Raw genomic sequence first — 25217 nt, forward strand, 5'->3', positions numbered from 1 at the left:
AACCGAAATCCTGAGTTTTTTATTTTTAAAATCCGCCGCCACTTCCAGCGAAAGTAAAGGTCGCTGTGAGTCCCGCCCGAATGGTAGAGAGCGGAAACGCGGTAGAAATTTTGTATTTGGTGAGCAACTGATCGTAGAAGAATCTTAAACTGAAATTCTGCGACATGTTATAATCTGCGGAAAGCTTAATGCTCATCATTTTTTGTCCACCAGTAACCTGCGAATCGTTCTGTAAAATATTAGTGATTCTGGTTTGGCTGTCTCTCAAGGAGAAATCACCGCGGATATTAAGGTCACTTTTGATGGTTTTTGCTTTTCCTTTGAAATTCATTTTCAGTTTTAAATCTTTGATGATATATCCAAATCCGAGAATGTATTCTTTACCCACATCTTCGGTTAAGGTATGGTTTACCAATCCAAGCATAAACATTCTGTCGCGGTTGTATTGCGCCCGGAACTGCATATTGTTTCTCATGGTAACATCAGCACCAATCAACGGCGCAAAAGCTTCCACATAGCCTACTTGTGAGAATGTATAACGATTGAATTCATTTCCGAAAGCATCAGTTTGCGGAGCCGTAGCATTGTTCTGCATGTTATAGAAATCTACACTCGATTGAATTCCCGATGCGGTATAAGTAGAACTGTAAGAATGCAGAATATCAAATTTCGAGAACTGGCTGTTGACGATCGGGATATTTTTGAGTCCTGAATAGGTCACTCTCCAGTTCGGAAGTGGGAACCCTGATTTTTTAGGATCTGAAAGTTTACCGTTAACCGATTTCCCTTCTACCGCTGCTTGAAACGCCGGAATTAATACATACGCATCTCCCAAACCTTTTCCGCTGGCGAAATCGGCTTCATTATAAACACCGCCGGACTGAAGATAAATCTGCTTGGCATTTTCGTACATGTTATCATAAATGGTTTTCCCATCAACAAAAGCAGTATTGAAAGTCCATGCGGTTTTCGAATAGGTAATCATATCGGTACCGAATGAAAGTTGGAATCCATTGGCTGGGTTAGAATCAGCATCCACATTATAACCACCTTGTACAAAATTGCTGTTGTAGTTTTTCAACACGTTCAGATCAATTCTGAAATCATTAACCGGCATAATTTGTACGTTGGCCAGGAAGTTTTGGTTCTTCATCTGGGTGTAGGCATCGTTCATATAAGCAGAATTCGAAAGCCAGCCGTTTTCGATAACAGTTCTTCTGATATCCGCTTGAGAACCTAAAAGGAATCCATAAGTTGGTCCACCTAAAGTCTGTCCATATCCGTACCAATTCGGCGCAGAGAGCAAACCTGGAAGCACCGTTCCATTGTTTTCATTGTAAGAAATATCGAGTTGCTTCACCGAGGTTAAAGCGAAAGCAATACTTTGCAACGGATTCAGTTTGTTTTTAAATTTATAGCTTTTAAACGTTTTCTTAGAGTTTTTTTTCTGCCATACCAAGTTGTATGCATTATTCAGGGAATCAATTTCCCTTTTGCGTTTTTGCATTGTGGTATTGATTTTCTGGAAATACTTAAACTTGCTGAAGAATTTCGGAACATCCACAGTAGAAGTCGCCACGATATTGTTGGTGTTTTGTCCGATACTTCCCAAACTTTCGGCCGCGTTGGTTTCTGGATTGACGAAGCTTGTCATCACAGTACTTCTCGCGTTCCAATTATAAGTAAATCCGTACCCAAGTTCCGCGTTGATGAAATCAAGGTATGGGAGATACTCGAACGGGAATTTATAATTCAGCTGTACGCGATGGTTGTATAAAACCGGTCTTCCCGCTCGCAATGGATTAGCGAAAATCGACTTGTTGTTCATCTCGTTGACGTTCAAATTATCATTCAGAGTTCTCATTGCGGAATTGATTTCCAACTTCAATGATTTGGTAAAATTGAATGTTAAACCATATTGCCACCCAAAATAGAAGTTTCGGTTTCTGATGACATCAAAATTCTGGTTGGAATTTCCATTAAGAATCGCTTCGATATTTCGGAATTCAAGTTCGTTGTAATTTCTATCGATTTCAGTTCGGAACGATAATCTGGTAGGAATTGGATTAAAATTAACTTCTTTGATGAATCTTAAATACTTATAAGATTTTGCGGTATCGCTCACGATTTTGTTGAACGGTCTCAACACCCACGGTTTGAATGAATAATTGTAATCAATATATCCTCTCAAATATTGGCGGTAGTTTTTCTTGGTGTATACATCGCGATAATAATCATCATTATACACCGCAGTAAGAGAAAGGTTTTCTACATCATAGAACTTCGGTTTTTTGTCAGGATTCATACGGTCTTTTCGCATGTTTACCACTCCGATGCTTCTTTGCTGGGTATAAGTTCTGGTTACTTTTTTCAGTTCCGCTTTATTCGGAGCCTCTTCGAAAGTTACATCATTATCCAGCGGATTGTATTTAGGATCTTCGATGGTTTGGGTATAGGAATAGTTGACAGGAATCTTCATTCCCGCTTTTTCAGGCAATAATTTATCCGCATTTACGGTCGTATTGATGGTGAATGCTGAAAGTGTAGACTGTGCTCTCTCGGAAGGTTTCTGGGTAATTCCGCCGAAACCGATGGTAGAATATGATCCATTCGCGTTAACGGTAGCAAAATCTCCGAGGTTGAAGTTGACACTTGCATTTCCGGCATAACCGCCTTTGTTTTCAATTTCCGAAAGTCGGATTTCATTCACCCAAAGTACCAACTCTTTAGTCGTGGAAACACTTTTGTTGCGAACCCCTAACATAATGGTGGTCACATTTCCTAAACTCGGTCTACCTTTGATAAAGATTTTTTTATTAGGATCCAAAGTTCCATAATCCAAGTCTTCAGTTCTCTGATCGATGGTTACAGAAGAATTCTGGTCTCTTCTAAGTTTTGCATCAATGAAATTCTGAACCTCCAAATTCACGGTATTGTCTGTCGGCCAGATTTCGAGTGGTGAAGTTGCATTTTTCGGCGTATAGGTTAATGAAGTTTCGTATTCATAGTAGTTATCGGTTGCGTCGCTACCAAAACGGATAAAGAATTTCGCATCCGCATCCAAGCCATTGCTTTGTGCTCCAGCTCTTACATCTTCAGCATGTACGAAAAGTTCTAATTTTTTGTATCTGCGCATATCCAATGCTACATTTTTGAAAACTCCTCTTGAAGATTTAGGTTCAATTGGTGCGGTTTTCATGTATAGAGATGCTTCATTTTGTCTTTGCGCACCAGCATTTCCGCTAAGAACTTGTCTCTCGATTCCCGGTGGCAATACATATGGCGGTTTGTTCAGTCCGTTTTCTTCAAGGTTTACACTTCCAACATCCAGGTTGTCATTGTTGACCACGTTCACGCCTTCTGTATCAGTGTTGATTGTTGCAATATCTTTGGTGTATTTTCTCCAATCACTTCTTACCAAATCCAATGTTCCGAAACGCAGGGTTGAAGTTTGATCAAAACCTGTTAATAAAATTCTGGCAAAACGAACATTGTTAAGAACCGCAGGATCGTGATCTCCGGCATCGGTAACAAATTGAGAAACCGGAACACGGAAAAGATACCATTTGTTGGATGAAGTCTGCCCATTTTGGAATTTTGCTTCTACTACTTTTTCATCCACGATGAAGTTCTGTCCTAAAGTAAGACTAGTTTTATCCAGATTGATGTTGTATTGGTTATAGTTTTCACTTTGGTCCAGGTTGTAGTCGCGGTTTACATCTTCCGCATCCGGAGTTTGGGTGGCTACTTCCAATGAATTGCTTTGGGAATTGCCTTCGGGACCACGGAAATATTTGTAGCGCTCCAAAAGTGATGAAGCTTGCGCACCTTGGAACTGATCTGAAAGGTAAAACACAAAATCATCGGATGCAGGATCTGGCGTATTTGTCACCGGATTGATAAAATTAGTTCCGAATTTTGCACTTTCACCTTGTGCATCAAGGCCGTCATACCCTAAATCTTGTGCGGCTCTTTCTTCATTTTCCGTAGAAAAAGCATACAAAATTGGGAATTGGTTCGGCTGAGTTCCCCAGTTGGTCGTCGTAGTATTTGCCGGTATATTTGGAGTTGGCAATCCATTTTCGTACTGTAATTTTCCATCTTTCAACACATCTTCGGAAACATTTCCTAATTGCAGCAATAATTTCGGATTGGCACCTAAGTTTTTACCATCAGCATACGGATCCATCATCCAAAATTCAACGTATTCAATATTTGAATTTACGAAATTGGATACGGTGATAGGTCTCATCAAACCTGCCCATCTTTCTTGGGTGGTTTCATTGTTCGGATTCACATTGTACGGACCTCTTTCATTTGGGAAATAGGTAATGTCGAAAGTATTGGTATAAAGTTGTTCGCCCGCCACGAAATCTCTGGAATTGTAGAGTTCCTTGGTTTGCACTCTGCGGGAAGCGTGGTTGGATAACGCTTCAGCATTAATTCCGTTCGGTGCTTTTCCTCCAATTCCATAAAACCTTGGATCGATATTGTACCAAGTCAGCAAACCTCTTCCGTTGCCGTGAGACAAGTCGTCATTGGCATTGGCATTCGAGAAAACAGGTTCGGGATTGTGTTCCGGCTTGGAAGCTAAGCTCCACATTGCAGGTTCTTTCAAAGAAATTTTCGAGGTGCTCTGTTCGAAATCGTCGATATAAGATTGGTCACCGATTCCTTTGTTTTGTCCCGGAATCAGATAGGCTCCTTCTGCCATAAAACTTAGGTTGGAAGGCGCTTCGGTATTCACTAATGGGATTTTATCCGTCAATCGGGTAAGGAAAGGCAGCTCGTTATTATATAGAATATTAAAACCCGCCATGGTATTGTTCACCGCCTCTTGTCCGAAATTTACTTTTTGAGTTAAAGGAGTTTCAGAATAATTAACCACAGTACCACCGACCGTCAAATGCTCATTAAATTTTCTTTCTAAATTCAATCCCAAGAATCTTTTTCTTTGGGTATTGAAGGTTAATTGATTTTCAAGAGAAATATTGATGGCTTGTCCGGATTGTTTCACTGCTTCATTGATGATATTCACCGTTCCGAGCATATAATCTACAGTAAAATCGACTCCTTCCTGAAGTTGAACTCCATTGGCGGTTACTTTCACAGAACCTTGAGGAACATTGATTGCCCCAAGAGAAATTCCGGTTCCTTGCGAGCCTTTAAAACGACCTTCTAAGGTATAAGCCAAAGCCAAACGGTTTTCCGAAGCTACGTTTTTGAATTTATCATACAAATCATTGAAGACAAATTTAGGATCGCTGCTTCCCAAAACGTTTTGCAGATACACTCCAAAAGGTTTCGCTTTGGTGAAAATAATTTTTCCGTTTTCAGGATCGATGGTAATCTTGTTCACAAAATCGAAAATACCGTCTCCGGTGGAAGCGCCATTTTGCTGTAAATCGTTATTCATATTCAGGCGATCCCAGTTGAATAATTTAAGGAGATTGGTGTCCTGCACCGCCGTTCCCGGAAGGTAATTCACCTTTCCGTTTTGGGCATCTCTTAAATAGACATTTAATAAAAATCCGTCCTGATTGATCTGGTTCGAATTCAAAGAATAAATATTCTTCATCATCAAATCCCACATCGGCGTCGTGGTCGTAGTTTTGGTATTCGATTTCAATAATTTAGTAATCAAAACCGGGCTTTCTTCGGAGAACTCCCCAACTTTATACACTTTGCTATCTCCGTTCAAGGTATAGGTATAAGCGACCAACAAAAGTTGGTTATCATTCAATCTTTGGTTCAATGAAATATACCCTAACTGTGGATGATAGGTAAATTCGCTTTGGGTAAGTTTTCTGGCTTTTCTGTTGAAGATGAATTGTTCGCCATCGGAATAATTTTCAGGAGAACCATTCGCGTTGGGAAACGATTGTCCGTTGATGGCATTATACGCCGTATTGACATCTCTGATTCCCGCTCCAAGACCTGTAATCCCTTGATACAAACTATTTTGCGAGTTGTCCGGATATCCGGAAATTCCTTCTCCCAAATCTCGGATTCCGAGAATTCCTTTCTGGTCCTGAAGATTCCCAGAACCCTGATCAAGCACCCACGCTTCAATTCTTGTGATGCTGACTCTGGAATTAATCTGAGGATAATTGAGCAGCGCATTGTCATAAGAATTGAGGAAGTAATGACCGAGATAGTAGTGTTGGTTGTCTTCGTAATCAATCGCGTTGAGTTTGAATGTGTTCATCACGCCACCGCCTTGTGCAACTATAGTTCGGGATTCCCCTTGTTGTTGTGAGAATACCAAAGTACCGGTCGTTTTCCCTAATTGAAATTCAGTTTTCAAACCAAAAAGCGATTCTGAACCTCGGATTAAACTGGTAGAAAGCGGCATATTCACGTTACCGAACTCTACCCTTTTGATGATTTTGTCTTCGCCACCGGTTGTTTTATCATTTAAACCTTTGGTTTGCAAGTCTTTCCACGTTCCTTTTGCTTGCCAAACTAAATTCATCCGGTTTTCAAAGGCAAAACCACTTTGAGTGTCATAGTTGGCTTTAAGTTGCAGATTTTCACCTACTTTACCCAATAATCCCAATTGAATTCTTTGTTGAATATCAATCGCAAAACTGGTTCTGTTTTGCGGTAAAATCAGTGGATTATCTATTTTTTGGTATAATCCGCCAATGTCGAAAGAGGCGAAACCTTGAGGAATAATTTCAATTTTATTCCCACCAAAAATGGATTCGAAGAGTTTGTTTTTGATGTTTACACTGGGTAGAAGTCCTTTTTTCAGGGCATCCGTTTGGTCTTTTCGGTAGCCGATATTATTGATAGCCGATTTTTCTTTGTAATATTCACTCAATTGGTTGGTGAGCATATATTGATGATATGCTGCAACCGACATAGATATGGGATTTCCCACCACTATATTTCCTACTTTGGGGTAAAGAAAATACCTTCCGCTAGCCACGTCATAGAAGGCATCATATCGGATAGGATTGGGCAAGGAATAATCTTCTCTTACAGAGGAACTATCAGCAGGTTTTACCTGTGCACTGATGCTGGCAAATGAAAAACACAGGATTACTAAAAGTATAAATTGATTCTGAAAAAAATTATTCTTCTCCAAATGTTAAATATTTTTTAAAATTTGCTTCACTAAATCTTCGACAGAGAGTTCCGGATTTTGCTTCAGAAACCGGTCTGCGATCTTCTCACTAATCTTTTTGGCAATTCCCAAAACCTCTAATGCAGATAACGCTTCTTCCTTCACTTTATTATTCACCACCGAAGAAATATTTTCCTCAGAGTTGTTGAATTTTTGGACTTTATCACGCAAATCGACAATGATTCTTTCGGCGGTTTTGGTACCGATTCCCTTTACCTTTTGAAGCAACGCACTGTTGTTTGAAAGGATGGCTGAAGCAATCTCGTCCAAACTCAAAGAAGAGAGCATAATAATGGCTGAAACAGGTCCTACTCCATTAACACTTATTAACAGATTGAACATTTCTTTTTCTAAAATTGTGTTAAAACCGAAGAGCAAGTGTGCATCTTCGCGGATAATTTGCTGAATATTGAGAAAAGCAGGTTGCCCTAAATGAAGTTTTTCGGAGGTTTGAAGGCTGATTCCCACATAGTAACCAACGTCGTGTACATCGATCACTACCGAAGTTGGATTGAGTTCCTGAACGGTTCCCTTTAAAGAGTAAATCATGAGTTATTTTTGAAGAATCCAAATATAGGATTTTTAAAATTTTAATCCTTAGGATTTTGAAGATTTTACTCAACAGAGTGATGTTGTGTTTTTAACCACAAAAGTTTTTGTTTAGAGAAAAGAAGAAAGATTTTTTGGAGTATGGAGTATGATGTATGGAGTATGTTTTTTAGCGGTACAAAGATGCATCGCGTTCAAAAGGTTGCTGTAGAATCTGCTTAATCAGCTAGGCAGTCTTTGTTCTGTTCCCATCTTCCCGCTTCTGAATTTTCCAACCTTTTAACCCTCTAACTTCTTAACTTTCTAACTCATTTTAACCATTAAGAAATTAAAAGAAATGGATGATTATGATATCGTCCCTATGGGATTTGTGTGCGTCACTATTTATTTTTCTATTAAGGTGTTATCCCTACGGAGCATTTTAAGAAGAAATCACAGGATTTTTCGGATTTAAATGAAATATCGGCAGAATTTTCAGCGGTGTGTTTCTAATTAAATCGTTCAATGAGTTCGGTTGAATCTGCATAATCAGCGAGACGTACATATTAGCAAAAAAAATTAAAATAGTCAAGTGTAAGTTCCGGTTACGACCGTTTTTGCCGAAAATGACTTTTTTTGCCGAAAAGGGAGCTTTTTGCCGTTAGGAGGTTAGTGCCTTTATGGTGGGCTAGGACTGGGCTTTGACTGGGAGAAAACTAGGCTTTGAGATTGGAGATTTTAGATATCAGACTATGATTAGAATTGTGAATCGCGGTAATAAAAAAATTAGCAGTAAACAATAAACAGTACGCCTTACGTAGTATGCTTTCACATACCAGGCAGAGATATTAGATATGAGATAGCCATTAAAACATAAAGATTGTCTGCCAAAAATTCCATGTATCCGAATTGGGAATTGATCAGCAGAAAATTGAAACAATTGCACAAATATAAATGAGCCATAGGTTCAGAATAGGCCACTCTCACGCAACAGGTTATGAATTGTCGGCGGCCAACTTTGCAGAGATTAGGTTAAGTACAGAAAGTAAATAACCGTTAGGCCTTACAGGTAAAAGAAGATTTTTTTATGATTTACGCTTGGTCTTTTACTAGTATCCCTGAATTTCGGAACTCCTCTATTTCGGACTCTCGTAGCAAACGGTCTGTCCGTTTTCGTAGTAACAATACGGCTTAGCGACCTCTTTCACTGCATTTCCCTCAGCGCGTTCGCAAGAACTGAATGTAAAAAGTGCAGCACACATCAGAGCTGATGCCACTGCAAGAGGAACCCACTTTCTGCTGTTTTTGTTATTCATAATTAATCCTAATAAATTTTTCATATTTATTTTTTTAGTAGATCCTTTTTCTTTCTCTCATCCAGGGTATCATTCCATCTACAAAAGCTATTATGAATAATCTCTCCCCCTATTTCAATATGCACTGATCAATTACAAATGTGAATAATAAATAAAAAACATACAATACCTCTTTTAGGGTATAATTTAACATCAATTAAAGATCATTTCATTTTCTTATAATGCTCGTCGTGCTAAGTTCAAGAAAAAACATCCCAAGATTGTTGTTACGAAATGTACCTTTTAATATTCTTTTGTTCGTGCCAAAGACCATCAATGTTTCAATCTGAAAAAAATTTATTTTAGGCAACCCAACCTGAAATTTTCGACACTAAACTCCATTTTCATAGCTTGCGAAAGGTGAAAAGACGCCTAGCACTACTTTCCTGACTTGCTTCGCCACGATTGTAGCATAAGGTTAATGAAACTACTAATTTAGCAATATATAACCTATAGTGATACCCAATTTTACTGAATCAGGTTTCCTTTTTCGTCATATTTTTGACTTTTGAGAGGAGTCATTCCGATAAAACTAGAATAAACTTCTCTTAGAATGCCGTTTTCATCATATATTTTCCATTCTCCATCAGGATTTCCATTATTGTAACTTCCTACTTTATTTAATTTTCCATTCTCAAAGTAGGATTTAAAGGGCCCTCTTTCGACTTGGTTTCCATACATCAGTTTGGCCACATCTGTATCTGGCAACCATAAGTGTGTTTCGGAATAAACATTTCCATTTTCATAAAATAATGTTTCTGTCACTTCTGTAGGAGAGGTATAATTTAAAATTCCATCTAATTTTCCGTTTGCATGATAAAATTTCCATTCTCCAAATGGCTTCCCATTGGAATTGTAGTAGGCTGTAGTTTGTAATTTTCCGTTTTCATGATAAAATTTCCATTCTCCGATAGATTTCCCTTCGGAATCATAGTTGCCGGTTTGTTCCACATTCCCATTCGGATAATACGTTTTATGCTCCTTATTTTGTGAAAAAATGAATACAGGATACAGGAGTAAAATTACTGTGATTATAAAGGTTATTACTTTCATTTTCCAATAATTTTAATGGTTGAAGCTAGGATTAAAATAATTTTCATAATGCTCATCTGAAAGATTGACGGTATTAAACCTATGATTTAGGCAGGAACACAAGAAAAGATTCCGTCTTATTGGTAAGACGGATCCTTTCCTGTTTTTCCATCATTGTTTAATTATCATTTCCACCGGTTGCATTCCATATATCATCGGGTATTGCGTCAGAACATGGATTCTGGTTTGGATTCACAATGATGAGTTTTAAAGATTGTGAAGCCTGTTTTGCATAATCCCTATATTCTTTATTTGTTTTCATAGCACCTGCTAAGGCCGTAGCTGAGCAGAATGCCCAGGCCTGAACTTCTTGATCAGCCCCATCTTCTGCCAACTTTTTATATTTATTGGCAACTTCCATATAATGGGTATTTACTTCATCCGATGCTGATGCGGAACTTTCGCGATGAAAAACAGTTGCATTTCCAGTATTTGAAGAAGTAAAATTCAGGGTATTATTATCCACTATCTCTACATAATAAGTTTTATTAAAACCAGAATGGTAATACTGATAGGTATTGCCACTCATCAGGGTATAAGGAGTAGTTCGATTTGGCTCTACTACAGTAAATTTTCCAGCCTCAAGTTGTGCTTGTATAGAATAATTTCCTCCCTCCATTACAAATATTCCTTTTTGAAATTGATTTTGAGAAAGAAATAAAGTGCTATAAAGAAGGCTCATTAAAAATAAAAAAGTTTTCATGGGCATTGTCTTTTAAGTGATTCTGCTTTTTCAAAATTATCAGCATCATTACAACCATAAGTTCTTGCATAAAACTCCCAGTTGGCTCTGCATTGCGCTGATAATCTACTAGGAATTTGAATCGTATTTTCTACCCCTGTTGGACATTTATACTTATAAGTATAGGTAGAATTATCTTGCGTACTTGGAGAAACATCTTCCTCCGTGTCTCTTGAACCAAAAAGTTCCGAAAAATCACACTGTTCCGCGCTCAACAAAACAAAGAGCGCAAAAATTGAAGTCATGGTCGTTTTAATCATTGTTGTGTTTTTAAAAGATTAACATAAAAATTATTCATTAATCAATAAATATTTAAATATTTTATTAATTTTAAACAAAATTAAACTTTTCAATGGCCATTTAAAATACCCAAAAAACGGTATTTTATAATAATTTTTTAACCCCTTGTACAAATGGACTCAAAAAAATTACCTCTGCAAACACAAAGTTTCCATCCGCTTATTGAAATATGGGAACACACTCAGATTTTTCACCGGGAAATTACAAAGCTCAAAAGTCCTCCACTGAAAAAGGTATTCAGCGATTTTATTGCTGTTGGACCATATTATCATTACACCATTGATGTCGCAAGTGGCACAATAAGAAATGTACATGAAAACATTTTGAAAATGCACGGCATTCAAGAAATACCCAATACATTAAGTGAAATCATAGCACTCATCCATCCCGATGATCTTCATTTCGTATTGGAAGCTGAAAGAATGTGTTATGAAAAAGTACAAGAAATAGGAAGAGAGCATCTGCTTCAATTAAAAACCAGCTATTGCTTTAGGATGCAGACAGACAAAAACAAGTACGAGCTGTTCCACCATCAGGCCATACACACCCATATCACCGAAGAAATCAAGGTGGCGCAGACTATCAATATCCACACCAACATCCAGCATATCACCTCCTGTAACAATTACACTGCACTCGTTACAGGCATCGGAGAAAGGGACGATTTTTATCAAATACAATTCCTAAGCCCCAATAGAAATCAACTTGCTCAAAGATTCACCAAACGTGAAATTGAAATCATAAAACTAATTGCCAATGGTTTCAATACACGAAAAATATCAGAACTCCTGAACATCTCCCACTATACCGTGGAAACTCACCGCAAAAAGATTCTGGGAAAAACGGAATGCAGGAACAGCTCCGAATTAACCCGGATGGCTCTAGAACAAGGTATTATATAATGAGATTAATGCAAAGGCGCTTCGCCTAAAAAGCTCGGTGAATTGTTGAATTTAGAAAAATAGTGTTAAATTATTTCGTTGCAGAAAGGATAAACGCCGCCATTCACCAACAAAGAAAATTGGGAACAACTGAAAACTCCACATGCAAAAATTGAAAAGGAACACGGAAATTCTTGGGGAAACGTATTGACGACCTATACGGCAACTTCGGAAAACAAAATCGACTTCGGAGGAACGAAAGTCACTCTGAATAAGGTAACCTATGTGGAAGGTTATTCTAAAACCCAATATCTTTTGATGAAATTTTCCGGGATGTCGGGAATGTGGGGAAACGCATTGTTTTTAAACAACGAAATCTTCATTGACGCTGAACACATGGAAATGGGAATTCGTTAGACTTACTGATTAAGGATGGAGGATGGAGGAGGAATAATTAATGATGAATATGTCTCGCTTTTTGTAATGAGTGACAGACTATCCTTTCTTTCGGGTATAGCTTATGAGTGTAAATTTCTGTTTTTCAACACAAAGGCATTTTTTTAGAAGATAGGTGTTTCTGACTGAAGGGGAAAAATATAATGTAGTGGTTTAGCGTAAAGACATAATGGCTATATGAAAGGATTAACTTCGTCGTATTTCATTTTGCGTGGGAAACCAGAAGGTTTATCTTCATTCACCTCATTATATATTGTCAATAAAAGTAAATGAGGTTGTTTTTGTTGTACATTTGATAAGGAAATTAACCTTAAACAACAAAATGATAAAAAATTTATTTCTTTTAATTTTTTGCCTACAGGCAACTCTTTTTTTTGGACAAACAAAATTCAGCAACGAAAAACTAGCCCTGGTCAATGATATTTTTTATAAAACCACGAAGCAGACAGTCAGCTCATTTATGAAAGACAAAGGTTTCGGCGATCCTGAAGTTGAAACAGAAGAGAATGGTGATGTATTCTATTTTGATAAAACGTATCATGATGTTGAAGTGATGTATAACACCGAGGGTAAAATTATGGGGGTTATCCTTAATTATGGCGGTGCAATGAATAATGCTTTCATTGAAATGGAACTGCAGGAAGAAGGATTTGTATCGGTTATCGATGCTGACAACAAGGAAGAGGAAAGGAAAGAGTGGAAAAAGCCGGGCTCAAAATATACCTTTTTGACCTTCACGAATGAAAAAGGCAAATACGGAACATTGTTTTTCTTTTATGATCAGAGAAATGAATAGCTTCGATTAATCAATTCCTTCCACTTGCAATAAATGACAGATTATTCTTTCCTGGGGTATGACTTTGCAATGAACATAAACTTCTGTTTTTCATCGCAAAAGATGGCGATTTTTTTTAGAGAAAAGAAGGAAGAAGAATGAGGAAAGATTTGGTCGTGCAAAGACGCTTCGCTTTCAAAAGGGTGCTATAGAATCCGCTCAATCAGCGAGACAATCTTTCTTCTAGTTTCTGGCTTTTCTAACCTCTTAACCCTCTAACTTTTTAACTTTTTTAGTGGAACAAAGCCGCTTCGCTTAGCAAAGAGATCGGTGAGAGTGAGGTTTTGAGTTTTTGAGTGATTGAGGATTTAGACTCTCGCTGATTTTGTAGATTGAGCCTATTTAATTTATAAATATTAGGCATAAAGCCTACTGCTTGCTGTTTAAAGCAGCTCATTCTTTTTTGAATTGAGAATTTATTGTAAATTGGCAGAAGTGATTCGGTAATAAGCAATACATGTTTTTCCCGAGACCATTTCTATTAAAATGAACCTAGTAAAAATCCTAAGAGAACGAAAAAACATGACGCAAGCTGAGCTTGCGGAACGCTCAGGAATTTCTCTCAGAACCATTCAGCGCATTGAGGCTGGTGCCACGCTGAAAGGTTTTACTTTGAATGCGATTGCTCAATCACTGGACACTGCTCCCGAAAATCTGCTTCTGAAGCAAGAACAAGTAATCGACACGGAAAGAGCAAAATTGATCAACCTTTCAGTATTGACGGGTTTGATTATTCCTTTCGGCGGAATTATTTTCCCTTTAATCCTCACTTCGAAAACCAAAGACACTGCCAATAAAAAATTAGGCAATAGCATCGTAGAAATCCAAATTATTTTAACGGCAATCTTTTCTGTTGTGCTGATGATGATCCCATTTATTCAGAAAAATCTTACGTTGAAATTCTCCCTTTTTATGGTCGCAATTGTTGCTTTTCTACTGCTCAAACTAGTTGTAGTGATCGTCAACGGAATTTCTTTAAACAGAAACAACAATCTGTATATTCGATTGAAAACCAATTTCTTATAAATACCATCATACAATTGTCGTAAAACTGTCGTCTGTTTTTTTGCTTCTTTAATCCCTAAATTGCTGAACATTGCAGAAAAAAAAGCATGAAAACAATCAAAAAGATTATGGTGGGTATTTTCACAGTGTTTGTACTTTCCCTATTGGCAGGTTATTTCTATTTCGACCGCAAATTTACGCCCGAAGAAAACACATTGATTCTTAAAAACGAAAGCGGAAAAATCCCTATTCAATGGGTAGATGAATCCAAAAGCGTATTGCTTCTGCCCATTCATTTTAAAGGAGATTCGGTTACTTATTATCTTCAATGGGATACCGGAAGTCCTTCAACCGTTTTCTATAAAAAAGCGATTCAAAAAATTCCTAAAATTCAGATTCAAGACCATACAGCAAAATGCCTTTTCACCATCGGGAATACTGAAATACAATCTGAAAAAATAAAGATTCTGGATTTCGGAAAGGAAAACGATTCCGCAAGATTTAAAATCATTGGTACTTTGGGCGCCGATGTCTTGGAAAACAGGAAAACGGTTCTTAATTTTAAAGACAATACCATTGAACTCAACCTGAAAACAATTCCTTCCCACTTCCGTGGAAAAACTTTCGGATTTGAATTGAAGAAAAGGAAAATCATCATCCCCGCTCTACTCAATGGAAAAAAGGAAAAATACCTATACGATTCGGGCAGCAGCGCTTATGAATTGCTCACCAACAAAGAAAATTGGGAACAACTGAAAACTCCACATGCAAAAATTGAAAAGGAACACGGAAATTCTTGGGGAAACATATTGACGACCTATACGGCAACTTCGGAAAACCAAATCGACTTCGGAGGCACGAAAGTCACTCTGAATAAGGTAACCTATGTGGAAGGCTATTCTAAAACCCAATATCTTTTGATGAAATTTTCGGGAATGTCGGGAATGTTGGGAAACGCATTGTTTTTAAACAACGAAATCTTCATTGACGCTGAACATCTGGAAATGGGAATTCGTTAGACTTACTAATTAAGGATGGAGGATGGAGGATAAAGGATGGAGTAAGATGTCCTTCCCCGATATAGGTTGACCAAAAAAAATCACCTACTTCCTACTCCCTACGTTCTACTTCCTACTTCAATCTCCCATCTTCCCGCATCTAGCTTTCTTAAATCACTTTTTCACTTTCACGTCGATGTTGATCGCTGGTGCTGCTATTCCGATTTTTTCCCAATTTCCATAAAATGAACGGTAATATCCCGGTCTGAAAAGCGCACCACTCAATGCCACTTTTCCATCCGATTGACCGATAAACTGGATGCCTACAAAGAATTTGCCTTGAAGCCAAATCTTTTCATTGCTTATATCCACAGAAAAAGTAGAATCTTGTAACTGATCTCGAGTAATCGTTGCGATAATGTCTTTATTTAAAAGCAAATTGTTGGGCTTTCCGTCTTTTTCATCATAAATCGTGTAACGAACTTTGATGGGCGTTGTCGCTTCGAATCTTGAAAAGTTGATGTTGATTTTGCTGAGTTTCAGTTTTTTGCTTGAGCTGAATTCCACCGCAGTTTCTTCCACTACCGAATTTCCTTTTTCCATATTGGGGGTAAACATCACCGATTTCGACTTGGTGTTCACTCCCAGATTTTTGTCTTTGTATTGATTGGGCACAAGAACAACTTCCTGAATATTTGTTACTTTTTCATACAGATAAATGGGATGAGGATTCTCCTTTACAAAATCCCCCACTGTAGTCCTGAATTGCTTGTATCCGGGAACCGCAACCATCAGTTCTTTGTCTTTGGAAATCGCATCCAATTGAATTTGGAATTTCCCGTTTTCATCAGCTTGAGTTCCAAAATTACCATCCACAATTCCAATTTTAGCATAAGGAATCGGTTGATGGTCTTCTTTTGATAAGACTACTCCAGAAATGGTTTGTGCCTGAAAAGTGAAGAATACAAAAATGACAAATAGAAAATTGAGTTTTTTCATAGGTTAAATTTGATTGCAAACTACTAAAAATTCTCGGGTCAAATCTCTCAAAAAAAGGTTAAATATCTTTTTGTTTTTGTTAAATTTTAAAAAAAAGCCATTGGGGAGGCTGTATTCATTTAGTTTAGCTTCCTACTACTTATTAAAGCGTACTGCATATAATTTTTCTACCGCCAAAAAAGCAAAAACTTTTTATTGATATCGTTCTTATTAACAGTACAAAGGTACTTCGCTTTCAAAAAGACAACTGTGGGTTTTGATGGATCTGCGAGAAATTAAAGCGTATCGCCTATTACTTATAGCTAACCATCTGTGCCTGTCCCTTCTATCATCTTGACTCTCGATTCTCTACTCCTGACTTGTAAATCGTCAGCAAAAAGTGTACTGATTTAGTTCAGAACTAAGATAGTGTTTTCATAATAAACAGAACAAAAAAAATAATTAAATTTGATTTATTATGACAGCCAAAAAACCCATCAGCAATCCTGAAAATTATTTAAAAGACATCCGTCGCAAAACCAGAAGGATTTTCACGGCGGAACAAAAGATCCTCATTGTGATGGAAGCCCTTCGGGCAGAAACTTCCATTGCCGAACTCTGCCGCAAGCACGCTATTCAGGAATCTACCTTCTACAAATGGAACAAAGAATTCATTGAAGCTGGTAAAAAACAACTCTCGGGAGATACTGTTCGCCAAGCAACCGCCGAAGAAGTCTCTCAGCTTCGGGAAGAGAATCGCAAGCTTAAAGAAACGGTTGCCGACCTTGTCATCCGCTACGACATCGTAAAAAAAAGTTTGGAAATTCTGGAATAACCGAAAAATACAGAAAGTATATGAGGTTGTTACCTGAAGAAAAACTGGAAATCATCCAAATGGTTACCCGTAGTGAAATCGGTGTCAACAGGACACTCAGGGAACTTGGCATTCACAAAAGCACCTTCTACAAGTGGTATAATCTGTACCTTGAGAAAGGTGAAGCGGGATTTCATTCTTCCCCTTCTTCTGGCAGAAGGCAGTGGAACAGCATTCCTGAAGAAGAGAAAAATCTGGTGGTAGAAATCGCTTTGAATTATCCTGAACTCTCCAGCAGAGAACTGGCTCATAAAATCACCGATGAGAAGGGCGTATTTATATCAGAATCCAGTGTTTACCGTATTTTAAAGAAAAGAGGACTGATAACGGCTCCATCACACATCCTGATTTCTGCCTCGAATGAATTTAAAGATAAAACCAATTTTGTTCACGAAATGTGGCAGACGGATTTTACTTACTTTAAAATTCTGGGTTGGGGCTGGTACTATCTAAGCACCGTGATTGACGATTTTAGCCGCTATATCGTTCATTGGGAGTTGTGCCGAAATATGAAGGTGAATGATGTTCAAAGAACCATTGACCGAGCTGTGAAGAAAGCAGGTTTAAGAAAAGGGCAAGTTCCGAAACTTTTGTCGGACAACGGTTCTTGCTATATTACCGAGGAATTAAAGGAGTATTTACACGATAATCACGGCATGAAGCAAATCCACGGAAAGCCCGCTCATCCACAGACGCAAGGCAAGATTGAACGCTACCACAGGACGATGAAAAATGTGGTGAAACTGCATCATTATTGCAGTCCAGAGGAATTGAAATCGGCTTTGGAAGTATTTGTAAACCGCTATAAAAATGAGCGTTATCACGAATCTTTGAAGAATCTCACTCCAGCGGATGTGTACTTTGGAAGAGCCGATGAAGTGTTGAAAATAAGACAGCAGATAAAATCTGAAACTCTAAAAAGAAGAAAAAAGGAATATTACAAAAGAAAATTAATCGAAACCTAATTTTTTTCTTTTTAAAAGCAAAAAACTAAACTTTAAATTCTATATTTGAAACAGAAAACACTCTCTAAGAAATAGTACACTTTCTTTTGAAGACATACAAACTGGACTTTATAAATATAAAAAGAACAACGTGAAATCTTTGCCTCATAAACTTCAAACCCGCTAATAGAAACACTTTGTTACCCACAGTAGTTTTATTCATTTTGTTTGGCTTGCTGAATATTGTGATGAGCAATTAACACGTGAACTTTTTCGATTCCATACTCTCTAATTAATCCTGTATTTTGGAAAATAAATTCCTCAATAATCTTTTCACTTCTTTTTTGTTGTGAAAAACTTGCAATTAATTCTCCTATAAAATAAAATGGGACATTTATTATTCCTCGGAAAGACAAAAATCCTAAAGTTGCAGTTTTGATATAACTCTTTTTTCGAAGTTGTTTCCCGCAAGATTCACAAACAATTATTTCAGAATTGAAAGTTGAATCAAGTGCTGAAAGATAATGAATATTAAAACCTTGCACATTGTTAAATTTTTTTCCACATTCACTGCATTCAGAGTTTTGAATTTCTTTCTTCAACTTTTGTAATTCAGCGCCTTTGAAAAAGTTTCTTTCTAGTTTTATCCAGTCAAGAAGGTTTTTGTCAAGATTCCGCCTTAAAATTTCAGACTCAAGAATTGGAATAGCATCCCCACGCAAACTCTTGCTTTCATTCATCGCAAGATTAACTATTTTTTGGTCGTTAAATTTCTGGTAGGCTTCGGTTAATTCTTTTGTTGTGAGCATTGTCTTGGTACTATTGCAGGTAACACTCAAATACATGTAATTCATTTGAGAGGTGCTTTAAACAGGGCTTAATAGTAGATTTATTGGCGGCTAAGTACAACATAAGTACAACAAATTAAAAATGTTCTATAAAACTGTAAATAACTTTCTTTTGCTTTTGGGCTTGGAAACAAATATACTGAAAATAAGGTAATTGAGCGCAAAAATATGAATTTGCTGCTTTTGCCCATCCGTTTAGTAATATTAGTTCATTCAGACATTCGCCGGAAGGCAGAATAACATACGCCAGATCCCTTAGCCAAAAATCTGTGCGGTTCTTTGGTTCGGTGAGCAAGGTGATTCGTGTGCCTGGCGGACATACATTCAAAACATAGTCCAGGGATTGCAGTCCGAGGTTTTGCAGTATGGAGGCAGGCGCACCGCTTTTCGCTTCATCCTCGCGCATCTTTCTTGATAAATGAACTTCCGGTGCATCCAAACCATAAAGTCTTATTTCACGCCTTTGCTGTGTGAATTCCTGTTTCACTTTTAAACTGTCTCCGTCCAAGACTTCTTCCACAATCCAAAATGGCTGGACATGGATGTTTTTAATCTGAAAATATTTTGCGGACGGATTTCCTGTTGTGCTGCCTTCCATTTCGTTAAGGCTTACACTAATTGCATTGTATTTCATTGATTTACAGTATTTTAACTATTGTTTTTTCAAAGTTAATAAATGAAATTTGTATCTGTCTAGACAACAGTGTTTTTCTCTCTTTTCTAATTTTTAAAATTTAAAACAATGGCAAGACAAAAAGGCCTTATGAAATACGTCGGAACAATCGGTGACGTTAGGCATTTTAAAATCAAAGGTCAGGAAGGATTTTTCGCCGGTATGGTCGGCGGTCCAACTGCACAGCAGGTGCACTCTGCACCGGAGTTCGAAAGAACACGCGAAAATATGAACGAATTTGGCGGTTGCGCCAAGGTCGGTAAATCGTTAAGAACGGCTCTCTCCGCTCTTATGGGAAAATTTACGGATCCACAGGTAACCGGTCGTTTAACTTCTATCATGAAGAAAATCAATCTGGAGGACGGTACCGAAGCCAGAGGTTACCGAAAAGTTGAAGTGTCCACTCAGAGGAATTATCTGCTTGGATTTGAATTCAACAAAAACCTTTCTATCTCCGGTATTTTTAATGCTCCTTACGACATCGAGCCGGATGCAGGAAGAACTTCTTCAGATTTTATCGTTGCAGCTTTTAATCCTGCTGATCTGATTACTGCTCCGTCAGGTGCAACTCATTTCAGACTGATTAACGCGATTTCGGTTCTTTCTGATTTTTCTTACAATCCGACCACAGGAACATACGAACCTGATGACATGGTGAACAATGAGCTGACCAACATCGCTTATTCGCCGTACATTCCGTTGGATGTTCCTTATGCAGGTGATACCATTACAGCAACATTTCCGGGTGCTCCTGTTTTGGACAATAAAGTTTCGGTGGTTCAGTGTATCGGAATTGAGTTTTTCCAGGAAGTCAACGGAAACCACTATCCGTTCGCGAGTGGAAACTGTCTCAAAATCGAGGAAGTTTTTTAGGAAAACAACTTCTAAGGCCTTCCCAAACCGGGAAGGCTTTTTTGTTTAATCTCCAAATCTTACAAAAAATGAAAGCAAAAATAATCAGGGTTGCACAGGGCAAAAACTCTACGCTTTCCCATCTCTACATTGACGGCATTTTTCAGTGCTTTCTGCTTGAAGATAAAATCAGAGCCGTTAAGATAATGAAGCAAACTGCCATTCCGGAAGGTGTTTTTAAACTCCGTCTTAATACCTGGGGAGGAATGAACAAGACCTATTTTCCGAAATATGGACCAATCCATAAAGGAATGATTGAAATTGCCGATCTTCCAACATTCAGCTCGGTTTACATTCACGTTGGAAATACGATTGAACATACGGCAGGATGTCCGCTTGTCGGACTTTCCTATATCAGGAAGGACGGCGATTATCAGGTTCTGCAGAGCGTGGACGCTTACAAACAGGTTTACAGAAAACTGTATGAAGTGGCAACCGAAAAGGATAATCAGATTGAAATCAGTAACAATTTTCAATTCTAAAAAATGGCACTAATGGAAAATGAAATCACAGTGAGCGTGTTCTTTGGTTTTATCAGTAGTGTTCTTTTGGCGGTAGTCGCATACTTTATACGGCAACTGCACACCGACTTTAAAAGTATGGAAAAGGATATGTCGGAAGTCAAGACAATGGCACTGGTCATCAAAACCGAGTTTAAGAACAGTTACGATCTTCTCAATCAGAAGGTTGAATATTTGGAACAAAGAATCAATAAAATCGAGTTGAATCAAATTAAAAATCAAGACAATGAAAAATAGAAATTTAAACTTAGTGGATCGCGTATTGGAACCAACGCCAAAATGGTTCAGAATTGTTAGAAATCTTGGACTGGCTTTATCAGCAGTTGGCGGTGTTCTTGTGGCTGCTCCGGTGGCTCTTCCTGCAGCAGTCGTTTCCGTCGGTGGGTATTTGCTTCTGAGCGGAACGATTATTGGCGCGGTTAGTCAGACAGCAATAAGCCAGGAAGAATATGGCGACAGAAACTGGAAATCCCGGGAAAATTCATCGGAAAATTCACCAGGTGAGTCAGGAAATCAGCCATAGTCAGGTGCTTAACTTCAACGAAAATTATTCAGGCCGGTTCAAAAGACCGGCTTTATTATTTGCTTTCCTCAGTTTGCACTGTTTGCTATAAAGGGGCGAAATATGTATGCTTTATGTTGCGCTTATCGGTTAAATCAGGGTGAATCAAGTCAAAGTCAGGGTGTGGAAAAATTAGCGAGGGCATCCGGCGGCTGGTCGGCGCGTTAAAATTTGGGAAGCCGGGCAAATAAAAAACTTCCCGAAGGAAGTTTTTGAATTTTACATTGTTAAATAATACCTGCGAACTAACGAATGCCGCAGTTCCTGAATGGCTTTGGACTGCTCTTGGATCTTCTGCTCCAGTTCCCAGGTGGATTTGATTTTGTTAACCATTTCCGGGTTTCTAGTTGCTTTTTCAATGCCGGGTTGAATCCATTGCAAAAGCAGTTTTTTCAAGTCTGAAAGGCGAAGCATTTCAATGACTGAGCCGCAAAGGTGCGGGTGAAAGAAACCGTTTTTCCAGAGGGCGTAAAAGGTCCAGTAAACGGTTTCAATTTCTTCGGGACTGCTGCAATAAAAAATAAAGCAGTTCGGGCAGGGTTCAAACATTGGTTTTCCTGCGTTTCTCCCTCTTGAAAGGATGTAAAGAGCCGTTTTCGGGGCTGGACTGTGAACTGAGTAAGTGCGTACTTTGTGTTGAAGCATAATTTTGGTTTAAAAAATTTTGCTCCGCGAAAAATTTTTCAAAAGAAAAAAAAGAAAAAAAAGAAAGTGCTCCACCCTCGTGGAAGGAAAATGCGATGCAATATTTTTTTGCAAAAAGTATTGCCGTATTTTATTTCACGGAAATAGTTTTTGCAAAAAACCGTTTACGGCTTGATATTGTCAGCACATTTTCCTGACAACAGAACTTTACTTTCTTTTTTTTTATTTTTTCTTGGTGCCTGATCCTCGATTGAGGCGCAATCAAGGCTGTGGGAAGAATGGGAAAAGACAGGTGCATAGTGCTGTGAATACTTGGAACAGTGCTATGCTCCTGTGCGCGGTGACGGAAGTGTATAGACGCCTGGAATGAAACGGCCCATCAAGTCCGCGAAGGGAAAGGCGGCTATAGACTGGAGGAACTTGGGAAGGTGTTGGCAAAACGGGGAAAAACACTCGCAGGAAAATGGTGCTTTACATCAGAGGCAAGATACGAGAACCGAAACTCAAGACGGAATGGTAACAAGCGGCTGCAAAGACTGTGGTATGGAATGCTGAAAGAAAATGCTTTGCTTGGGAATTTTCAGCACGCGCCACAAACACAATACAAACCTTTGCCTATGAAACCAAAGTGTTTTTGGTGTGTGATGAAAATAATGGAATGGAAAAAGCAATTTTGCGAATGACCTTGTTTATTCTTTTTAATGGAATTCGCGAAATGCTAATGCATTTTCTTCAGTATGGAATACGACTGTGCGCGGTGACGAAAGCGACTGTATTGCCACTAAACTTTTCCGCTAAAAAAAAGCAATACAGTGGCTGAAGGAACTGGCTAAATCCCCAAACTCTCTGCACCATTTTTCTGCATCCTTGAATGGGTGGCGGGGATAATGTAGGTTTTCGATTGGGAAACTGCCCGTGTAAATTATAACTGCACTGGCGGCTGGAAGGCGGTGGCTCCTGAGGGCTTGCCCGAAGGAAAGGAAAGCATTTTACATAATCTCAAATTATAGGCACATATGATGCTGGTTTGCACGTAAGGGAGCCTGCGGACTGGAGGGCAACGTTGTAGCGGTTGGCAAGTGCGTATAATTTCGATTATGTAACTTGCTGTGGCAGAGCGGGGATAATTGATAACAATTTTAAACAATTGTAATCACATCAATTTTTTGAGCAACCGTCTTTAAATCTCCGTCGTTAGACACCATTTTGTAGTTATTCAAACGGCAAACTTCGGTAAAATAACTGTCGTTAAAATCAATATTCTCAAAATCCTGGTAAATATTCGTGAAATCCAAATTATGAAAACTGTCACCAACTCTAATCAAATTTGGCAGTGCAAGTATTTTGTTTAAAAGAAGTTTGATCGAGTTCACGGAATTTTTATACTCAGCAGTGCCTACAAAATCTTTCTTAAAATCTTTTCCATAAAAGTTATTGCTTTCTTTCCATTGATTAAAATCTCTGCGGAGGAGAACGTTAGAAAATTCAGAAAATACTAATGATGTAGAATAAATAGAGTTATTTCGCTGTAGGATATCCGCAAAAAGCGCAGAATAAATTTTCTGTTCTTTAATTTGAAAATTGGCTACTGTTCCAAATAACAGCAACCAAATATTTGTATCAAAAAAATATTGGTCTGAAAAACTAATTTTGTGATTATCAATATTAACTACCGCCATAAATGGACTCGTTATTATTTTTTTCAAAGAAATCCTTATTGGCAAAATATTCTTTTGCTCTATTAATAACGTCTCTGAAAAGTGAAACATCATTGGAATCAACATTAGATAGAAAGACTTTGCTATTTAAAAAATCTCCCGAATATTTTTGATCCTTAAAAAGAGAACCAATTGCTGCGTTAAGAAATGCTGTAATAATTAATGAAATACCTTCAAAATCAAGGTTTACAGATTCATCTTTCTCCAAATGCCTTTGGATTTGCTCATAAACCAAGTTGCCGTTTTCAGTGGAAACAGCCAAATCGGTCCCGATAACGTCAATAACTTTTAAATGTATCATAAAGATATCTGTGGATGACAAATGTAATCATTTTAAAATAAATTGCTTAAATCTTCTTTTTCGTCATTTAAACTATAAAAACTTGTGTCATTAAAGTTAAATGTAATATTCACGATGGTTCCCTCAAAATAATTGTCTAAAATCTCTGTTGTAACCAAGCCATTTCTGTATTCATAAAATCCATTTGCGGAAACAATCTGAATTTTTCCTCTGTTCAGTTTAATAAACTCAAAAATGAGTGCCAAACCTAAACCACCTGAAGTCTGCAATTTCGTTGTATTTCCTTTTACCATGGCCCACTCTATTGCTTCACGTGCATCAATTTCCTTACCACGAAATGAAGAAACATTCTCTTTGATGTTCAAACCCTTATCTACGACGGTAAAATGTAAAGGTTTATTTGGTTTTCTTGGAAAAAACTGGCCGCAGGTGTGTATAAAGTCGCATTTGCCGTGAGTTCTTGCATTTTCATAAATCTCGAAAATATTACGCAAAATTTCTTTAGAGAGCATTTTTGAAATTGCAGGAAAATCTCTCTTGCCCAACAACTGATTCTTGATATAGTTGTTAAATCCCTCATCGTCTGCCGGTTCGAACCTCATATATCGTAGCGAAGTGTCATAGTCATCATGAACCGGTGCATAACCTAATTGCGTAAGAAATTCATTTTTTCTAAGTATGGTTTCAACCCTGTTAATTACGTTATGAAATTTCACCTTATTATTATTGTAAAAGAGCATTTCGAGCATTACGCCAAAAACCGCGGACAAGTTGGCTTCAAAAAAAGATACTTCCTTAAAATCAAAAATAATTTCCTGTTCTTTTAAATCTTTCACAGAATGGAACAGGTTTACAAAGAAATTATAACCTTCATAATCGCTTTTTATGTCGTTGGGGATTTTAAGGAAAATCATTAA

23 protein-coding genes are annotated in these 25217 nt (G+C 37.9%); 10 read left to right on the forward strand and 13 right to left on the reverse strand.

Annotated features, from left to right (window positions below; genetic code table 11):
* Positions 1-25 precede the first annotated feature (25 nt).
* From sov to NOV28_RS06770, 6 genes are all read right to left on the reverse strand, one after another.
* Complete coding sequence (gene sov / locus NOV28_RS06745; RefSeq protein ID WP_305119999.1) at positions 26-7093, reverse strand: T9SS outer membrane translocon Sov/SprA; 7068 nt, start codon at positions 7091-7093, stop codon at positions 26-28.
* A 3-nt stretch (positions 7094-7096) separates the two neighbouring features.
* Positions 7097-7681, reverse strand: coding sequence for a Holliday junction branch migration protein RuvA (gene ruvA, locus NOV28_RS06750; RefSeq protein ID WP_255928941.1), 585 nt, complete (start codon positions 7679-7681; stop codon positions 7097-7099).
* Positions 7682-8796: 1115 nt separating this feature from the next.
* Positions 8797-9000 (reverse strand): hypothetical protein, encoded by a 204-nt coding sequence (locus NOV28_RS06755; RefSeq protein ID WP_255928943.1) that lies wholly within the window; start codon positions 8998-9000, stop codon positions 8797-8799.
* A gap of 483 nt (positions 9001-9483) precedes the next feature.
* Positions 9484-10068 (reverse strand): toxin-antitoxin system YwqK family antitoxin, encoded by a 585-nt coding sequence (locus tag NOV28_RS06760; protein WP_255928945.1) that lies wholly within the window; start codon positions 10066-10068, stop codon positions 9484-9486.
* A 157-nt stretch (positions 10069-10225) separates the two neighbouring features.
* Positions 10226-10810, reverse strand: a complete 585-nt coding sequence (locus NOV28_RS06765) for a hypothetical protein (protein ID WP_255928947.1) — start codon at positions 10808-10810, stop codon at positions 10226-10228.
* Positions 10807-11109 carry a hypothetical protein gene (locus tag NOV28_RS06770; RefSeq protein WP_255928949.1) on the reverse strand — a complete coding sequence of 101 codons (303 nt, stop codon included), beginning with the start codon at positions 11107-11109 and terminating at the stop codon, positions 10807-10809. Before NOV28_RS06770 ends, NOV28_RS06765 begins: the two co-directional genes overlap by 4 nt.
* Positions 11110-11262: 153 nt before the next feature.
* On the opposite strand from NOV28_RS06770, the gene NOV28_RS06775 reads away from it, so the two are divergent.
* The 5 genes from NOV28_RS06775 to NOV28_RS06795 all read left to right on the forward strand — a co-directional run bounded on the left by NOV28_RS06775 (position 11263) and on the right by NOV28_RS06795 (position 15345).
* Complete coding sequence (locus NOV28_RS06775) at positions 11263-12051, forward strand: response regulator transcription factor (protein ID WP_255928951.1); 789 nt, start codon at positions 11263-11265, stop codon at positions 12049-12051.
* A gap of 186 nt (positions 12052-12237) precedes the next feature.
* Positions 12238-12447 carry a hypothetical protein gene (locus NOV28_RS06780; RefSeq protein WP_255928953.1) on the forward strand — a complete coding sequence of 70 codons (210 nt, stop codon included), beginning with the start codon at positions 12238-12240 and terminating at the stop codon, positions 12445-12447.
* A 361-nt stretch (positions 12448-12808) separates the two neighbouring features.
* Positions 12809-13282 carry a hypothetical protein gene (locus NOV28_RS06785; RefSeq protein ID WP_255928955.1) on the forward strand — a complete coding sequence of 158 codons (474 nt, stop codon included), beginning with the start codon at positions 12809-12811 and terminating at the stop codon, positions 13280-13282.
* A gap of 525 nt (positions 13283-13807) precedes the next feature.
* Positions 13808-14347 carry a helix-turn-helix domain-containing protein gene (locus NOV28_RS06790; protein WP_255928957.1) on the forward strand — a complete coding sequence of 180 codons (540 nt, stop codon included), beginning with the start codon at positions 13808-13810 and terminating at the stop codon, positions 14345-14347.
* Between the two features lie 86 nt (positions 14348-14433).
* Entirely contained in the window at positions 14434-15345 is a 912-nt protein-coding gene (locus NOV28_RS06795) for a hypothetical protein (protein WP_255928959.1), read from the forward strand.
* Between the two features lie 153 nt (positions 15346-15498).
* Here the strand turns inward: NOV28_RS06795 and NOV28_RS06800 are convergent, their stop codons facing one another.
* On the reverse strand, positions 15499-16323 hold the full coding sequence (locus tag NOV28_RS06800; RefSeq protein ID WP_255928961.1) for a carboxypeptidase-like regulatory domain-containing protein: 825 nt from the start codon (positions 16321-16323) through the stop codon (positions 15499-15501).
* Between the two features lie 457 nt (positions 16324-16780).
* On the opposite strand from NOV28_RS06800, the gene NOV28_RS06805 reads away from it, so the two are divergent.
* A protein-coding gene (locus tag NOV28_RS06805) for an IS3 family transposase (RefSeq protein WP_380265301.1) occupies positions 16781-18141 on the forward strand; the annotation gives its coding sequence in 2 pieces (ribosomal slippage) (positions 16781-17119 and positions 17122-18141; 1359 coding nt in all).
* Positions 18142-18335: 194 nt separating this feature from the next.
* Here NOV28_RS06805 and NOV28_RS06810 read toward each other — a convergent pair.
* Positions 18336-18929, reverse strand: a complete 594-nt coding sequence (locus NOV28_RS06810; protein ID WP_255928963.1) for an LIM domain-containing protein — start codon at positions 18927-18929, stop codon at positions 18336-18338.
* 115 nt (positions 18930-19044) lie between these two features.
* Positions 19045-19602 (reverse strand): thermonuclease family protein, encoded by a 558-nt coding sequence (locus NOV28_RS06815; RefSeq protein WP_255928965.1) that lies wholly within the window; start codon positions 19600-19602, stop codon positions 19045-19047.
* Positions 19603-19710: 108 nt separating this feature from the next.
* Here NOV28_RS06815 and NOV28_RS06820 point away from each other — a divergent pair, with 108 nt between their 5' ends.
* The 4 genes from NOV28_RS06820 to NOV28_RS06835 all read left to right on the forward strand — a co-directional run bounded on the left by NOV28_RS06820 (position 19711) and on the right by NOV28_RS06835 (position 21597).
* Complete coding sequence (locus NOV28_RS06820) at positions 19711-20514, forward strand: hypothetical protein (protein ID WP_255928967.1); 804 nt, start codon at positions 19711-19713, stop codon at positions 20512-20514.
* A gap of 68 nt (positions 20515-20582) precedes the next feature.
* Positions 20583-21035 carry a DUF5675 family protein gene (locus NOV28_RS06825; protein WP_255928969.1) on the forward strand — a complete coding sequence of 151 codons (453 nt, stop codon included), beginning with the start codon at positions 20583-20585 and terminating at the stop codon, positions 21033-21035.
* 12 nt (positions 21036-21047) lie between these two features.
* Positions 21048-21311 (forward strand): hypothetical protein, encoded by a 264-nt coding sequence (locus NOV28_RS06830; RefSeq protein ID WP_209389773.1) that lies wholly within the window; start codon positions 21048-21050, stop codon positions 21309-21311.
* 13 nt (positions 21312-21324) lie between these two features.
* Positions 21325-21597: a hypothetical protein gene (locus NOV28_RS06835; protein WP_255928973.1), complete on the forward strand. Its 273-nt coding sequence runs from the start codon at positions 21325-21327 to the stop codon at positions 21595-21597.
* 258 nt (positions 21598-21855) lie between these two features.
* Here the strand turns inward: NOV28_RS06835 and NOV28_RS06840 are convergent, their stop codons facing one another.
* The 4 genes from NOV28_RS06840 to NOV28_RS06855 form a co-directional block, all read right to left on the reverse strand.
* Positions 21856-22281 (reverse strand): DUF6943 family protein, encoded by a 426-nt coding sequence (locus NOV28_RS06840; protein ID WP_255928975.1) that lies wholly within the window; start codon positions 22279-22281, stop codon positions 21856-21858.
* A 1139-nt stretch (positions 22282-23420) separates the two neighbouring features.
* The gene (locus NOV28_RS06845; protein WP_255928977.1) at positions 23421-23987 is read right to left on the reverse strand and encodes a PIN domain-containing protein; all 567 of its coding nucleotides are present in this window, start codon (positions 23985-23987) and stop codon (positions 23421-23423) included.
* Complete coding sequence (locus NOV28_RS06850; protein ID WP_255928979.1) at positions 23947-24300, reverse strand: STAS-like domain-containing protein; 354 nt, start codon at positions 24298-24300, stop codon at positions 23947-23949. The genes NOV28_RS06845 and NOV28_RS06850 overlap by 41 nt, the downstream gene beginning before the upstream one ends.
* A 32-nt stretch (positions 24301-24332) precedes the next feature.
* A complete protein-coding gene (locus tag NOV28_RS06855) occupies positions 24333-25214 on the reverse strand; it encodes a hypothetical protein (RefSeq protein WP_255928981.1) in 882 nt (293 codons plus the stop codon).
* Between the last annotated feature and the right edge of the window lie 3 nt (positions 25215-25217).

Source organism: Kaistella montana, from assembly GCF_024436175.1.
Taxonomy (GTDB): domain Bacteria; phylum Bacteroidota; class Bacteroidia; order Flavobacteriales; family Weeksellaceae; genus Kaistella; species Kaistella montana.

Excerpts from the sequence above, each read along its gene's own strand:
- NOV28_RS06830 (WP_209389773.1), top strand. The coding sequence starts at position 21,048 with ATGGAAAATGAAATCACAGTGAGCGTGTTCTTTGGTTTTATCAGTAGT.
- NOV28_RS06855 (WP_255928981.1), bottom strand. The coding sequence starts at position 25,214 with ATGATTTTCCTTAAAATCCCCAACGACATAAAAAGCGATTATGAAGGT.
- NOV28_RS06765 (WP_255928947.1), bottom strand. The coding sequence starts at position 10,810 with ATGAAAACTTTTTTATTTTTAATGAGCCTTCTTTATAGCACTTTATTT.
- NOV28_RS06795 (WP_255928959.1), top strand. The coding sequence starts at position 14,434 with ATGAAAACAATCAAAAAGATTATGGTGGGTATTTTCACAGTGTTTGTA.
- NOV28_RS06785 (WP_255928955.1), top strand. The coding sequence starts at position 12,809 with ATGATAAAAAATTTATTTCTTTTAATTTTTTGCCTACAGGCAACTCTT.
- NOV28_RS06815 (WP_255928965.1), bottom strand. The coding sequence starts at position 19,602 with ATGAAATACAATGCAATTAGTGTAAGCCTTAACGAAATGGAAGGCAGC.
- ruvA (WP_255928941.1), bottom strand. The coding sequence starts at position 7,681 with ATGATTTACTCTTTAAAGGGAACCGTTCAGGAACTCAATCCAACTTCG.
- NOV28_RS06810 (WP_255928963.1), bottom strand. The coding sequence starts at position 18,929 with ATGCTCACAACAAAAGAATTAACCGAAGCCTACCAGAAATTTAACGAC.
- NOV28_RS06840 (WP_255928975.1), bottom strand. The coding sequence starts at position 22,281 with ATGCTTCAACACAAAGTACGCACTTACTCAGTTCACAGTCCAGCCCCG.
- NOV28_RS06775 (WP_255928951.1), top strand. The coding sequence starts at position 11,263 with ATGGACTCAAAAAAATTACCTCTGCAAACACAAAGTTTCCATCCGCTT.
- NOV28_RS06755 (WP_255928943.1), bottom strand. The coding sequence starts at position 9,000 with ATGAAAAATTTATTAGGATTAATTATGAATAACAAAAACAGCAGAAAG.
- NOV28_RS06825 (WP_255928969.1), top strand. The coding sequence starts at position 20,583 with ATGAAAGCAAAAATAATCAGGGTTGCACAGGGCAAAAACTCTACGCTT.
- NOV28_RS06770 (WP_255928949.1), bottom strand. The coding sequence starts at position 11,109 with ATGATTAAAACGACCATGACTTCAATTTTTGCGCTCTTTGTTTTGTTG.
- NOV28_RS06790 (WP_255928957.1), top strand. The coding sequence starts at position 13,808 with ATGAACCTAGTAAAAATCCTAAGAGAACGAAAAAACATGACGCAAGCT.
- NOV28_RS06760 (WP_255928945.1), bottom strand. The coding sequence starts at position 10,068 with ATGAAAGTAATAACCTTTATAATCACAGTAATTTTACTCCTGTATCCT.
- NOV28_RS06800 (WP_255928961.1), bottom strand. The coding sequence starts at position 16,323 with ATGAAAAAACTCAATTTTCTATTTGTCATTTTTGTATTCTTCACTTTT.
- NOV28_RS06850 (WP_255928979.1), bottom strand. The coding sequence starts at position 24,300 with ATGATACATTTAAAAGTTATTGACGTTATCGGGACCGATTTGGCTGTT.
- NOV28_RS06820 (WP_255928967.1), top strand. The coding sequence starts at position 19,711 with ATGGCAAGACAAAAAGGCCTTATGAAATACGTCGGAACAATCGGTGAC.